The organism is Microbacterium sp. NPDC090007, from assembly GCF_044748345.1.
In the GTDB taxonomy this organism is placed as follows: Bacteria; Actinomycetota; Actinomycetes; order Actinomycetales; family Microbacteriaceae; genus Microbacterium.
Window position 1 is genome coordinate 21647 of record NZ_JBIVFV010000003.1, and the last position, 13779, is coordinate 35425.

The 13779-nt window shown below is 71.4% G+C and carries 11 protein-coding genes; 5 read left to right on the top strand and 6 right to left on the bottom strand.

All coding sequences use genetic code 11. The features are described from left to right. The 4 genes from ACIPVB_RS11370 (at position 1) to ACIPVB_RS11385 (ending at position 2715) form a co-directional block, all read left to right on the top strand. On the top strand, positions 1-1218 hold the full coding sequence (locus ACIPVB_RS11370) for a phosphoglycerate kinase (RefSeq protein WP_400369017.1): 1218 nt from the start codon (positions 1-3) through the stop codon (positions 1216-1218). Further along, positions 1206-1997: a triose-phosphate isomerase gene (tpiA, locus tag ACIPVB_RS11375; protein ID WP_400369019.1), complete on the top strand. Its 792-nt coding sequence runs from the start codon at positions 1206-1208 to the stop codon at positions 1995-1997. Before ACIPVB_RS11370 ends, tpiA begins: the two co-directional genes overlap by 13 nt. Before the next feature lie 114 nt (positions 1998-2111). Beyond that, positions 2112-2360, top strand: a complete 249-nt coding sequence (secG, locus tag ACIPVB_RS11380; RefSeq protein WP_056232190.1) for a preprotein translocase subunit SecG — start codon at positions 2112-2114, stop codon at positions 2358-2360. 1 nt (position 2361) lies between these two features. Further along, positions 2362-2715 carry an RNA polymerase-binding protein RbpA gene (locus ACIPVB_RS11385; RefSeq protein WP_055955187.1) on the top strand — a complete coding sequence of 118 codons (354 nt, stop codon included), beginning with the start codon at positions 2362-2364 and terminating at the stop codon, positions 2713-2715. A gap of 109 nt (positions 2716-2824) precedes the next feature. On the opposite strand, the gene ACIPVB_RS11390 is transcribed toward ACIPVB_RS11385, so the two are convergent. The 5 genes from ACIPVB_RS11390 to ACIPVB_RS11410 all read right to left on the bottom strand — a co-directional run bounded on the left by ACIPVB_RS11390 (position 2825) and on the right by ACIPVB_RS11410 (position 9297). Continuing rightward, positions 2825-3577 (bottom strand): hypothetical protein, encoded by a 753-nt coding sequence (locus ACIPVB_RS11390; RefSeq protein WP_400369020.1) that lies wholly within the window; start codon positions 3575-3577, stop codon positions 2825-2827. After that, a complete protein-coding gene (locus ACIPVB_RS11395; RefSeq protein ID WP_400369022.1) occupies positions 3574-5019 on the bottom strand; it encodes a polysaccharide deacetylase family protein in 1446 nt (481 codons plus the stop codon). The genes ACIPVB_RS11390 and ACIPVB_RS11395 overlap by 4 nt, the downstream gene beginning before the upstream one ends. Before the next feature lie 74 nt (positions 5020-5093). Next, positions 5094-6902, bottom strand: coding sequence for a glutamine--fructose-6-phosphate transaminase (isomerizing) (glmS, locus tag ACIPVB_RS11400; RefSeq protein WP_400369023.1), 1809 nt, complete (start codon positions 6900-6902; stop codon positions 5094-5096). After that, a complete protein-coding gene (locus ACIPVB_RS11405; protein ID WP_400369024.1) occupies positions 6902-7960 on the bottom strand; it encodes an NAD-dependent epimerase/dehydratase family protein in 1059 nt (352 codons plus the stop codon). The genes glmS and ACIPVB_RS11405 overlap by 1 nt, the downstream gene beginning before the upstream one ends. Beyond that, positions 7957-9297, bottom strand: a complete 1341-nt coding sequence (locus tag ACIPVB_RS11410; RefSeq protein WP_400369026.1) for a nucleotide sugar dehydrogenase — start codon at positions 9295-9297, stop codon at positions 7957-7959. Before ACIPVB_RS11410 ends, ACIPVB_RS11405 begins: the two co-directional genes overlap by 4 nt. Positions 9298-9635: 338 nt before the next feature. Here ACIPVB_RS11410 and ACIPVB_RS11415 point away from each other — a divergent pair, with 338 nt between their 5' ends. Then, positions 9636-10904, top strand: a complete 1269-nt coding sequence (locus tag ACIPVB_RS11415) for a glycosyltransferase (RefSeq protein WP_400369027.1) — start codon at positions 9636-9638, stop codon at positions 10902-10904. Between the two features lie 241 nt (positions 10905-11145). On the opposite strand, the gene ACIPVB_RS11420 is transcribed toward ACIPVB_RS11415, so the two are convergent. Further along, the gene (locus tag ACIPVB_RS11420) at positions 11146-13680 is read right to left on the bottom strand and encodes an AAA family ATPase (protein WP_400369028.1); all 2535 of its coding nucleotides are present in this window, start codon (positions 13678-13680) and stop codon (positions 11146-11148) included. Positions 13681-13779: the final 99 nt, after the last annotated feature.

The window sequence follows — 13779 nt, forward strand, 5'->3', positions numbered from 1 at the left end:
ATGGCTCTGCGCACCCTCGATTCGCTGGGGTCGCTCGCCGGCACGCGTGTCATCGTCCGTTGTGATCTGAACGTCCCCCTCAAGGACGGCGTCATCACGGACGATGGCCGCGTGCGCGCGTCGTTGCCGACCCTCAACGCACTGATCAACGCCGGCGCGCGCGTGATCGTGTGCTCGCACCTGGGCCGCCCCGACGGGGCGCCCGATCCGAAGTACTCCCTCGAGCCCGTGGCGCAGCGCCTGTCCGAGCTGCTCGGCCAGCCGGTCGCGTTCGCGCGCGACACGGTGGGCGAGTCGGCTCGGGATGCCGTGGCGTCGCTGGAGGACGGCGACGTCGCGGTGATCGAGAACCTCCGTTTCAACGCGGGGGAGACCTCCAAGGACGAGGCCGAGCGCCAGGCCTTCGCCCGGGAGCTCGCCGGCCTCGGTGACGCTCTCGTGTCCGATGGCTTCGGTGTCGTGCACCGCAAGCAGGCGAGCGTGTACGACCTCGCTCAGATCGTTCCCTCGGCCGCGGGTCTGCTCATCCAGAAAGAGCTCGACGTCCTCGACCGTCTGACCGAGAACCCCGAGCGCCCCTACACGGTCGTCCTCGGCGGGTCGAAGGTCAGCGACAAGCTGGGCGTCATCGAGCACCTGCTGCCGCGGGTCGACAAGCTCCTCGTCGGCGGCGGCATGATGTTCACCTTCCTCGTCGCCGAGGGGCACAAGGTCGGATCGAGCCTGCTCGAGCAGGACCAGATCGACACCGTGAAGGGCTACCTCGCCTCGGCGAAGGAGCGCGGCGTCGAGATCGTGCTCCCGGTCGACGCGGTCGTCGCGGCGTCGTTCTCGGCCGACGCCGATCACGTGGTCGCGGACGCGGACGCCCTCGAGGACACCGCCTTCGGCGCCTCTGGTCTCGGCCTCGACATCGGGCCGCGGACGGCGGAGATCTTCGCCGAGGCGATCCGTGCCTCGCGCACGGTCTTCTGGAACGGCCCGATGGGCGTGTTCGAGATGAAGGCGTTCGAAGCCGGTACCCAGACCGTGGCCCACGCGCTCACCGAGGTCGATGGACTCAGCGTCGTCGGCGGCGGCGACTCCGCGGCCGCGGTGCGTCAGCTCGGCTTCACCGACGACCGGTTCGGCCACATCTCCACCGGCGGCGGCGCCAGCCTGGAGTTCCTCGAAGGCAAGAAGCTCCCCGGACTGGAGGTCCTCGGATGGCAACAGTGAACAGAACCCCCCTCATCGCGGGCAACTGGAAGATGAACCTCGACCACCTGCAGGCGGTCGCGTTCGTCCAGAAGCTGCACTGGACGTTGAAAGAGGCCAAGCACGACAGCGCCAGCGTCGAGGTCGCGGTCTTCCCGCCGTACACCGACCTGCGCACCGTGCAGACGCTGCTGGACGCCGACAAGATCGAGTTCGCCCTCGGCGGTCAGGACCTCTCGGCCCACGATTCGGGCGCTTACACCGGTGAGATCTCGGGCCAGTTCCTGGCCAAGCTCGACGCGACCTACGTCATCATCGGTCACTCCGAGCGTCGTCAGTTCCACCACGAGACCGACGAGGTCATCGCGGCGAAGACCCAGGCGGCTCTGCGCCACGGTCTCGTGCCCGTGATCTGCGTCGGTGAGACCTCGGAGGACCTCGAGAAGTTCGGCGCGAGCGCCGTGCCCGTGGGTCAGCTCGAGGCCGCGCTCGAGGGCGTGGCATCCGATGCCGACATCGTCGTGGCGTACGAGCCGGTCTGGGCCATCGGCTCCGGCCAGGCGGCGACTCCCGATCAGGCCCAGGAGGTCTGCGCGAAGCTGCGGGCCGTCGTCGCCGACAAGCTCGGTGCCGACGCGGCGGCGCGCACCCGTGTGCTGTACGGCGGATCGGTGAAGTCGGGCAACATCGCCGGCTTCATGCGCGAGCCCGACGTCGACGGTGCCCTGGTGGGCGGCGCGAGCCTCGTCGTGGACGAGTTCGCGGCGATCGTCCGCTTCCAGAGGCACGTCGGCGTCTGACGCCCTCACCGGATGCCCGCGGCACCTCGCCGCGGGCATCCGTGCGTCCGAGACGCCTCCCCGTATACTTGACGCTTGTGCGGTCGACCCGATCGCTGTGAAAGGCTTTCGACAGTGCAGATTCTCGAGTTCGTCCTGCAGGTGCTCCTGGGCATCACCAGCCTCCTGCTGACCCTGCTCATCCTGCTCCACAAGGGCCGCGGTGGCGGCCTCTCCGACATGTTCGGTGGCGGCATGAGCTCCGCTCTCGGGTCGTCGGGACTGGCCGAGCGCAACCTCAACCGATTCACGATCGTGCTGGCGCTGGTGTGGTTCGTCACCATCGTCGGGCTCGGTCTGCTGACCAAGTTCGCGGAGATCTGACATGGCCACTGGCGGCAATGCCATCCGTGGCTCGCGTGTAGGCGCGGGCCCCATGGGCGAGCAGGATCACGGCTTCCACGCCGATCGCGTGGCCGTGTCGTACTGGGACGCCCTCGGCAACGAGACGGTGCGCTACTTCGCGGCCGGTATCCCCGACGACGAGATCCCCGAGACGATCGACTCCCCGCATTCGGGTCTGCCCGCGGGGCGAGACAAGGCCAACCCGCCCGCCCTCGCGAAGGCGGAGCCCTACAAGACGCACCTCGCCTACGTGAAGGAGCGCCGGAGCGACGAAGAAGCCGCCTCGCTCCTCGACGACGCCCTGCAGCAGCTGCGCGAGCGTCGCGGACAGTGACACCCGTCGTCGTCCCCCGCGGGCGCCGATGACGAGAAGGGCCGGATGCCAGGGCATCCGGCCCTTCCGTGTCCCCGGTCGCGAGGGGCGGGAGCGACCGAGTCCGGCGTCACCGCACGGGCGTGTCGGTGACGATCCTCGTCCACGGACCCGCGGGGACCTCGGCGTCGTCGACGAACGCCCAGTCGACGCGGTCGTCGTCGCCGTCGAGGTCGGCGAATCCGAGGCAACCGTTGAGCGCGGGCGAGACGTCCAGGCCGGCGCCGTTGTAGCGGGCGTTCGCGGGGCGGCGGTCGTCCGTCCCGAAGACGTAGGCCGCGTCGCGGTATTCGCCGGGGCCGGCATCCTGGATCTGTCCGTAACAGACGCGTCCGTCCTTGTGCAGGACGACCCAGCGGTTCTTCATCAGGCTGGCGGAGGGATCGTCGACCAGGGGGGCGTAGGCGGGCTCGGAGGCCCACGGCACCACCGCCCCGCGGGTGGCGAAGCCCTGATCGTCGTTGACGTCGTCGAAGGGCAGGTCGAGGTAGAACGGGTTCTGCCGGGGCGTCATGCGCGTGGGGAACCAGTCGTCGGCCGCGGTGCGCGCCTCGGTGCGGCACTCGTCGCCGACCTGCACCCCGTCGCATCCGCCGTACGAGCCCAGCCAATCGGAGTCGTAGGTCGAGATCCGCTGGCTCCCGTCGGGTGCGGTGGGATCGAACACCTCGCCCACCCAGAAGGTGGTCGCGACGATGTCGGTGTGCCAGGGATACCCCGTGTCGGGGCGGCTCCCGGACGGAGCGGGCGTGCACGCGCTCACGCCGACGGCGACGACCACCGCGAGGGTGATCGCCGCCGCCGGCGTGCGCGGGGTCGTCATCCGGTGACGCCGCTCTCGGTGGGATTGACCACCTCGACCGGACCCTGGGGTGCGGTCACCGTCGAGGGGGCGAGAGCGGGAGAGGTCGACGTGTTCGCGGCGGGCAGGGCGGGCGCCCCGGCGCTGTCGTACAGCTGCAGATCGTCGGTGCGCAGGGTGCCGTTGCCGAAGATCGTCAGCGCGAAGCTGATGCCGTTGTACCCGGCCGGGATCGCCGGCGTCGTCCAATCGGCCTGCGTCCAGTCGGTCGCGGCGCCGAACCAGGGGCTCGAGGTCCAGTAGGACCAGGCGCCCGAGGTCGAGCGCAGGTAGACCGCGAACTGCGTCACCCCGCTGGACTGATACCACTCCCTCAGCGTGTACGTCTTCCCGGCGGTCACGGTGGGGGAGCACTGTCCGAGGTCGAACTGCGGGAGCAGTTTGGCGTCGCCGTCGACGTAGTTCGACATCGTGATGCCGCTCGCGATCGCACCGGTGTGCGCGGGCGAGCCCGTCGAGAAGGCCGCGGAGTTCGACCCGTACCCGCCCCGCATCCAGCAGTCGGGGGCGCCCTGCTCCAGGCTGGGGTTGACGATGCCGTTGGTCGAGCCGGTGACCGCGGGCACCACCGGGCCGTCCACCACCGGTTTGGCCGCGCCGCCGATGACATCGCCCACGGTGCGCACGACCGTCCCCGCCGCCGCGCGCGTTTTCAACCAGGCGGTGAATTGGGAGAACACCGTCGTCGTGACGGCGAGGTCGCTGCAGGCGTTGTCGCAGACGTTGTGGAAGGTGAACTGCACCCATCCGCCGCCGTTGTTCTCGGCGTTGGTGACGCCCGCCTTCAGGTCGTCGAGGGTCCAGGTGGCGTCCACCTGATCGAGGGCTTTGAGGTAGTAGCGGTCGGCGGGCCTGGTCGACTCCGCATAGGCGCAGTCGGGGCAGCCGAAGCGGCTGCGGATGTCGCCCAATCCGCGCGCGCTGCTGTAGCCGCAGGCCGCGGCGGCCTTCTCGACGTCGGGGGTGCTCGAGGCGAAGGGGTAGGCGAAGCTGCGGATCGAGAACCCCCACGACGAGAGGGTCTTGCGATCGGTGCAGATCTGTCGTTTTGCCTCGTCGACGCTCACCGCCGCCAGATCGGGGTGGGTCACGGTGTGACCGCCGATCTCGTGGCCCGCATTCTTCAGCGTCGTCAGGTCGGCGCGCGTCATGTGGCCGCTCGCGCCGATGAAGCCGGACGGGACGTAGAAGGTCGCCTTCATGCCGTTGGTCTTCAGAGCCGGAAGCGCGTTCAACTGATCCGAGTTGGCGTCGTCGAAGGTCAGGCTGACGATCGTGCGGGTCGCGGCCTGTGCGGGCGCCGGGGCGCCGGCCACCGCCCCGCCGGCCACCACCGCGAAGGCGGCGAGGACGGCCAGGGCGCGCGTCCACCGCGGCGGTGCCGCGGCGAATCGTTCGGACATGGGGTTCTCCTTCCAGAGAGAGCGCGGGGAGCGCACGGGCTCACCCGGAGCGGATGCGGGATGCCGACTCCATCTCATGAGACGGTCACCGACTTGGCGAGGTTCCGGGGCTTGTCGACGTTGCGGCCCAGACGCAGGGCCAGCTCCCGCGCGAACATCTGCAGGGCCACGACGCTGTCCAGCGGCCCCCATGACGGACCGGTCCGCGGCAGGTGCACGGGGGAGCCACCCACCGTCAGAACGCGTTCTCCGATGCGCACGATGCGGCCTCCTCGGGCGGTGACCTCGGCGATATCGACGTCGAGCCGCGGGTCGCCGTTGTCGACGACGAACACCGGGGTCCCGGCATCCACCAGGGCGAGAGGACCGTGCTTCAGCTCTCCGGCGGGCTGATGCTCCGCCCAGCGGTAGGAGAGCTCCTTGAGTTTGAGGGCGCCCTCGGCGGCGTAGACCAGGCCCGAACCGCGGCCCAGGAACAGAAAGCCGGACGCCGCGGAGAATTCCGTCGCGAGCGCGGCGGCGGGCTCGCGCCAGGCTTCGATCGCGGCGAGCAGCGCCTCGGGGGTGGCGGTGAGCGCGCGCACATCCGCGTCGAAGGCCAGGGCGTCGGCGCGTCCGGCGGCGCACACGCCCGACAGGGCGACGCACACCCCGGTCAGGACCTGCGCGACGAAGGTCTTGGTCGCCGCGACCCCGATCTCGGGCCCGGCGAGGCAGTCGATCACCGCGTCGGAGCGCCGCGCCAGCGATGACGAGGTGTTGTTGGTCAGGGCGAGGACCGGTCCTCGACGCGCCGGGAGTCGATCCAGGGCGCGCAGGACGTCGGCCGTCTCGCCCGACTGGCTGATGGCGATCACCAGGGTCCGCGGCTCCCACCGCTCGTGCGCGGCCTCGCTGGCGACGACGACGCGGGTGGGAAGCGCCGCGAGCCGCTGGAAGACCCCCGCGATGGCGCGGCCGGCGTGCAGCGACGTCCCGCACCCGATGACGGCCACGCGGTCGACGCCGTCGAGGGCATCCAGGCCCAGGCCTCTCCACAGCCGCCCGTCCGCGATGCCGGGGACGAGGGCGTCGATCACCCGCCGCGCGACCACCGGCTGCTCGTCGATCTCATTGCCCATGTGGTCGTCGTGCCGCCCCGTGCTGGCCAGCAACGCCGTGCGCGGAACGGGCCAGAGTCCTCGGGGGCGGGTGCTGTGGTCGTGACGGCGCCAGCGGGCACCCTCCGCGCCCACCTCGACGACGTCGTCGTCCTCGAGCACGCGGAATGCCGAGACCTCCGGCGCGATCGCGCCCACGTCACTGGCGAGGTACACGCCGTCGCTCGTCTCGGCGCAGATCAGCGGCGACCCGTGCGCGGTGCCCGCGATCTCGCCGGTGCGCAGGTCGAGGGCGACCACGGCCCAGGACCCCTCGAGACGCTCACGGGCGGCGACGAGGGCATCGCCCAGGTCGACACCGGGGCGCAGCGACTGCTCGATCAGGTGGACGATGACCTCGCTGTCGACCTCGGTGGCGAACCGGTGCCCCGCGGTCACCAACTGCGTGCGCAGCACGTCGGCGTTCTCGACGATCCCGTTGTGCACGACGAGCACCCGCCCGCCGCAGTCCTCGATGGGGTGCGCGTTCTGCGCGGTCACTCCACCGTGCGTGGCCCAGCGGGTGTGGCCGATGGCCGCGGTCGTGGTGTCGCCGTCGGCACGGCCCACGGCGGCGGCGAGGGCCGCGACCCCGTGGATCGTCCTCTCGTGCAGGGCCGAGCCGTCCACACGACGGGCGGCGATGCCGGCGGAATCGTATCCGCGGTACTCCAGCCTCTCGAGGGCGCCCAGCGCGCGCGTGGCGGCGGCCGTCGTCCCGCGGAATGCCGTGATCCCGCACATCAGACGACACCGCGGAAGGTGCCCGCCCCCGCCAGCGGCATGGCATCCGAGCCGAGCCGTTCGCGCGAGAGCAGATCGGCGGCGACCCGCATGATGGTCGTGCCCAGCGGGGTGGTGGGCTCGTAACCGACGAGATCGTGGGCCTTGGTGTTGTCGGGCACGCGCCGACGCATGTCCTCGAAACCGGGGGCGTAGGCCTGCTCGTAGGGCACCAGGTCGATGCGACTGGAGCTGTCGAGCGTCGCGATGATCTCGCGCGCGAGGTCGAGGATCGAGATCTCTCGCGCACCGCCGAGGTTGTACGCCTGTCCCCGGGCGCGCGGGTCGCGCTCGATGCGGACCATCGCGGGCACGACGTCCTCGACGGCCGAGAAGCAGCGCGTCTGCAGCCCGTCACCGAACACGGTGAGCGGGTGGCCCCGCAGCGCCTGGCCGACGAGGTTGGGCAGAACCATGCCGTAACGACCCGTCTGGCGCGGGCCGACCGTGTTGAACAGCCGGACGATCGAGACGTCCAGACCCTCCTGGTCGCAGTACGCCTTGGCGAAGGCCTCGTCGATGCCCTTCGCGCCGGCATAGGTCCAGCGCGACAGCAGCGGGTCGCCGAGGATGCGATCGGAGTCCTCGCGCAGGCGGTCGGCGGTGTTCTTGCCGTACACCTCGCTGGTGGACACCATCAGCACCGAGGCCTGCTGGGCGATCGCGGCGGTGAGGACGTTCTCGGTGCCGTGGATGTTGATGCGCAGGCCCCGCAAGGGCTGTTCGACGATGAGCTTGACGCCGACCGCGGCCGCGAGGTGGAACACCCGGTCGCACGAGCGCATCGCCTCGGCAACCGTCTGGGTGTTCAGGATGGACCCGTGGACCATCTGGAGACGGGGGTGGTCCGCGACACCGGCGAGGTTGCGCGCCGAGCCCGTGGACAGATCGTCGAGGACGACGACCTCGTCGCCCTGCGCGAGCAGGTGCTCCACGAGGTGGCTGCCGACGAAGCCGGCACCGCCGGTGACGAGGGTCTTCATGCCGGTGCTCCCGGGGAAGACGGGGATGCCGCTCACAGGAGCACCCGCCCGGCGATGTCGGTGCTGCGGTAGGTGCCGTCGACGACGAGCGCGTCGCCCTCGATCCAGGCCAGATCGTCGTCGTGATGACGGGTGTGCACCAGCACCACATCGGGATGGAACGCGCCGGGGTCGGCGAGCGAGTCGCGCTCGCGGCCGGAGTCGAGGTGGATGTGCGGCGCGTGGGTGTCGACGTACTGCACCTCGGCTCCCACGTCGATGAGGTGGTCGATGATCTCGAGCGCGGGCGATTCGCGCAGGTCCGCCACGTCGGGCTTGTAGGTGACGCCGACCACCAGGATGCGTGCGCCCAGCGTCCCCTTGCCGGCGCGGCCGAGGACGTCGCGGATGCGTTCGACGACGCGCCGCGGTCGTGCGGCGATGCGGGTCATGGCCTCGGTGATCACCCCGGCATCCACGTGCAGCGCCTTCAGCTGCCACAGCAGGTAGTGGGGGTCGCAGGGGATGCAGTGACCCCCGACCCCGGGACCGGGATAGAACGCCATGAACCCGTAGGGCTTGGTGCTGGCGGCCTCGATCACCTCGGTGACCGGCACGTCGAGCGCCCCGCAGATGTCGGCGAACTCGTTCGCCAGCGCGATGTTGACCGCGCGGAAGGTGTTCTCGAGCAGCTTGGTCATCTCGGCGGTGGCCAGGCTCGACACGCGGTGCACCCGGGCGGCGTAGCGGGCCAGCAGGCGCGCCCCCTCTTCTTCGCACTGCGCGGTGGCGCCGCCGACGACGCGGGGGACGACCTCTTGGGCGAAGCCGACGTTGCCCGGATCGATGCGCTCGGCGCTGAAGGTGACGAACACGTCGCGCCCGATGACGAAGCCGCGCTCGCGCAGCGGCTGCTCGACGAGGTCGTGGGTGCATCCCACGTAGGTGGTCGAGGTCAGCATGATCAGCTGGCCGGGCCGGGCGGCGGCGACGACGGTGGCGCACGCCGCCCGGAGGGGAACGAGGTCGGGGACCTGCTGGTGGTCGACGGGGGTGGGCACGCACACCACGATCGCCGCGGCACGTGAGAGCTCGCCCGCGTCGCTGGTGAGGCGGAAGCCCGCCGGCGTGCGCAGCGCGGTGTCCAGACGCTCGCGGTCGGTGTCGATCAGGTCGGCGCCGCGCGCGGCGATCGTGCGGAGCCGTCGGGGCGACGCGTCCAGGGCCAGCACCCGGGAGCCGCTCGCGTGGTAGGCCAGGGCGGTCGGCAGCCCGACGTACCCGAGCCCGACGATCGCGACGTCGAAATCGAACGCCGCCGGGGCGACGGGATCGGCGGACGTCGGGGCGAGCGTCGTGGTGACCGGGACGTCGCGGACATCGAGAGTGGACATCTTCATCCTCCAGAGAGCAGGGGTCCGAGGGGGCGCCGGGGAAAGGCGGGCGCCCCCTCGAACGTTCGGGTGCTGCGATCGAGGACCGTCCGATCGGGGTGTCGGGGCCGGTCCGACGCCCACACTGGGCCGGGCCGCCGGGGCCGGTCAAGCAGCCGGGGAGGATCATGCGGGATGCCGCGCACCGCAGGCCGCGATGCGGGAAACCGCAACCGCAGGTGCGGTGTCGGCACGTGCGGCGGGCGCGGGGGCGACGTAGCGTCGGTGCCGAGACCCTCGACCCGGACAGGGGATGCCATGACGCCCATCGCCGACTCCACCCGCGCGGGACGGCGCCCGTGAGCGCCGTGCTCATCGTGCTCGTCGCGATCGGCACCGTCGGGGTGTCGACGCTGGTCTGGGGTACCGCCGCCGTCCTGCGCCTCATCGCCGAACACCGTCGCAGCGAGACCCTGCTGGTGCCGTCGATGTTCTACCGCGCCGACGAGGTGGCGGTGCTCATCGCCGCCCACAACGAGCAGCTGGTCATCGCAGACGCCGTCCGCGCGGCCCGGGCGCTCGTGCCCGCGCAGAACGTCTTCGTCGTCTCGGACGGCTCCAGCGACGACACCGTTGCACGCGCACGCGAGGCGGGGGCGAACGCGTTCGATCTCGTGCCCAACCGCGGCAAGGCCGGGGCGATCCGTGCGGGTCTGGCCCACTTCCGCATTCCGCAGCGTTTTCCCCTGCTGATGCTGCTGGACGCCGACTCCCGTCCGCGCCCCGACTACCTGCGCACGGGCCTGCCGCTCTTCACCGACGCGGGGGTGGTCGCCGTCGCAGGACGCGCGACCACCGCCACCGACGCACCCGACACGACCATGGGGCGCTTCCTCACCGCGTACCGGGAACGGACGTACGTGTGCACCCAGTACCTGCACAAGTTCGGCCAGGCCGCGCGGGCCGCCGACGCCGTCGCCATCGTCCCGGGATTCGCGAGCCTGTACCGGACCGACATCCTCGACGAGGTCGACATCGACGCCCCCGGCCTGTCGATCGAGGACTTCAACATGACCTTCGAAGTGCACGCCAAGCGTCTGGGACGCATCGCCTTCCATCCCGAGTGCGCGATCGCCGAAACGCAGGATCCGGCGATCCTGCGCGACTACTCGGCGCAGATGCGCCGGTGGAGTCTCGGCTTCTGGCAGACCGTGCGTCGACACGGCGTGCGACCGGGGCTGTTCTGGACCTCGGTGGGCGTCTTCGCCGTCGAGACGGTCGTCTCCAGCGTCGCGCTCGCCGCGGTGCTGCCGCTGCTGCTGATCGCGACTCTCGCGGGCCTCGGCTCGCTCGTGCTTCCGGGTGAGGCGGCCGCCGTCGCCGCCGGGGTGGCGACGGCGCTGCCCGCGGGGCCCGTCGCGCTGGCGTTCGTGATCGTGGATGCCGTGATGACCGCGTTCGTGTGCGCGGTGTCGCGCACCCGTCCGCGGGCGTGGATGCTGCTGTTCCCCCTGCTGAGAGTCTGGGACGCCGTGCTGTGCCTGCGGGCGCTGGCCGCCGCGCTGGGCCGGCCGTCCGACGGCCGGTGGCGCAGTCCCGCTCGACGCGCCGCGCTGTCGTCCGCGTGAACCGGAGGATGCGGAGACCCCGGCATCCCGCCTGCTCCCTCGCCGTGTGAACCGAGGGGCTGCCGAGACCCCGGCATCCCGCCTGCTCCCTCGCCGTGTGAACCGAGGGGCTGCCGAGACCCCGGTATCCCGCCTGCTTCCTCGCCGTGTGAACCGAGGGGCTGCCGAGACCCCGGCATCCCGCCCGCTCCCTCGCCGTGTGAACCGGGGGATGCCGAGACCCCGGCATCCCCCCCCGCCCTCAGGACGCGGCGGTCGATCCGTGCTGCAGGGCGATGAGGTGTGCCCGGCTGCTGACGCCGAGCTTGCGGTAGATCCCGGTCAGGCGCAGCTCGACGGTGCGGAGCGAGATGTACAGCGCGGCGGCGATCTCGCGGTTGCGCAGACCGCGGCCGACGAGCTCGACCACCTCCTTCTCCTGCGGCGACAGCGTCCGCGACGTCGACGTCGCGACCAGCGCGCGGGGCGCCGGGGTCCGTCCGACACCGGGAAGGCAGCGCTCGCGCGACGCGGAGAGCCGACGGCGTTCGGCGGGGGCGTCGTCGGTGCGCAGCACCGCCTCGGCCTCGCGGAACGCGGTGACGCCGTCCTGCTCGCACCTGCAGACGGCACGCGAACGGGCGACCGCGAGAGTCGTCCAGCGCCGGGGGGTCCGCTCGGCCGCCGCCTCGAGCCGTGCCAGCTCGGCGCGCGCCTGGTCGCGGTGCCCGCTCAGCCAGAGGGCCTCGATGAGGTCCGCGTCGGCGCGCAGCAGCGACGGGTCGTCGCCGGGGGCGAGTTCGCGCGCGGCACGCAACGCGCTCACCGCGTCGTCGGCGCGCCCCTCCGCCAGAGCGAGGCCACCCTCGATCACCGCGAACCACGGCAGCAGCGCGGGCGTGCCCTCCCGGCGCGCGAGGTCACGGCCGCGGTGGACGAGCTCGGCGGCATCGGCGTCGAGAGGGTCGAGAGCGGCGGCGGCGGCCATGAGCAGCATCGTCGCCGCGTCGGCCGTGCGTCCCAACGCCCACTCGCGTCGCCACGCGATGACGGCCTCACGGGCGGCGACGGGGTCACCGCCGCGGATCTCGTTGACGACGAGAACCGTCTGCACCTGCTGCCGCCACATCGGGAGCGGGCGCGGAGAGCGCTCGAGAAGAGCGGTGACCTGGTGGCGGACGGAGGCGTACTCCTCGCGCAGCACCTGGACGCCGAGGGCCAGCAGCGCCTGCTCGACGGGCAGATCTGCCGGCGCCACCGGCTCGGCCCCGCCGACATCGATCATGACGGGGAGAACGGCATCCATTCCCCACTCCTCGAAGACGCGGGCCAATCGACGCGTCTCGGCGCCGACGAGGTCGCGATCCACCACCGCGCGGATGCACGCGAGGGCCTCGGCGATCTCGGTGCGTTCCATGTGCAGCCGGGCGCACTCGCAGAGCAGGCTCTCCGCGGCTCGCGGGGAGACGCCGTCCACCGTCGCCGCGACGAGGGCATCGTCCACCACGTGGTCCACGATCGCGGTCGCTCGCAGCAGAGCCAGGGCGCAGCGCGCCCGCAGGTCGGGATCGAGCACGTGCCCGGCCCGGCGCAGGTAATGACGACCCAGAACGGACCGGTTGTGGAGCACGAGGGCTTCGCCGAGGACGACCAGATGCCGTACCCGGACGTCGTCGTCGACCTCTCCGCCCAGGGCCCGTTCGGCGAACTCCACGGCGGCGGCCGTCTCTCCGGCGCGCGCGAGGTCGGCCGCGGCCCACAGCAGATCCGAGCGGTCGCCCAGTGGATCGACGAAGCTCAGGTGCCACCGGTGGGTGGCGTGGTACGCGCCCTCGTGATCCGCCGCAGCGCGCGTGTGCAGACGTCGTCGCTCCTCGGCGGGCAGGGCGGAATGGTGCCGCAAGCGCAGAGCGGGGTCGGCGATACGTGCCAGGTCGCCCTGGACGGCCACGAGACCGGCGTCGATGAGCGCGTCGATCTCGACCCCGAGTTCGGCGGCGGTGATGCGTAGTCGGTCGTAACCGTACACGGGCCCGACCGACAGCAGGTCGAGGACCGCGTTCGTCGCGGGGTCCCGGAATGAGCGAGGGGGGCGCCGCCGTCGGCCGCTCTCCTCGTCGATCAGGCGGAGCGGGATCGGGAGGGCGGCGTCGCCGGCGGCCTCGGCCGGGGTGAGTCGCACGCGCGAGATCAGGCGGGGGTCGCCCCCGGCGTACTTCGCCACCATGAACAGCACCACCTGCGCCGTGCCGGGGCCGAGATGGGCTCGGGCCACCTCCACCGAATCGACGAACGACAGTCGATCGATGTGCGTGTGCGTCATCCCGGCGAAATCGTGACGCCCGTCCAGACACCCCACCGTGGCGACCACGCTCAGTCCCGTGCCGCGCAGCCGACCGAACACGAACGACAGCACCGTGATGCTCGCGCTGTCCATCTCGTCGAGGTCGTCGATGACCAGGACCGCAGGCTCGTCGCGCACGAGGTGGAGCGTGCGGCTCAGTTCTTCGGCGAGCAGGTGCTCGGGCCAGTCGCGACCGCGGGCCAGGACGCTGTCGAGCGCGGCTCCGCGCCCGCCGCCCAGCGCAGCGGACAGCGCCGAGATGCCCGAATACGGCCACATGCGCTCGTTCGGACTCGCGACGACGACCGCCGCGTCGTAGACGCGGGCGACCTCGTGTGCCAGTGCCGACTTGCCGATTCCGGGCTCGCCGACGAGAAGGCACGCGGATCCCACCCGCGCGCCGATCGAGTTTTCGACGAGCAACAACTCGCGAACACGACCGATAAATGGCATCCGAACGCTCCCAACTGCGTCGGCCGGATCGAAGGTCTCTCATCGAACCGGACCAGGATGCCCCCCACAACGAAGCTAGGCGCCGCGTCGTGAGATGAC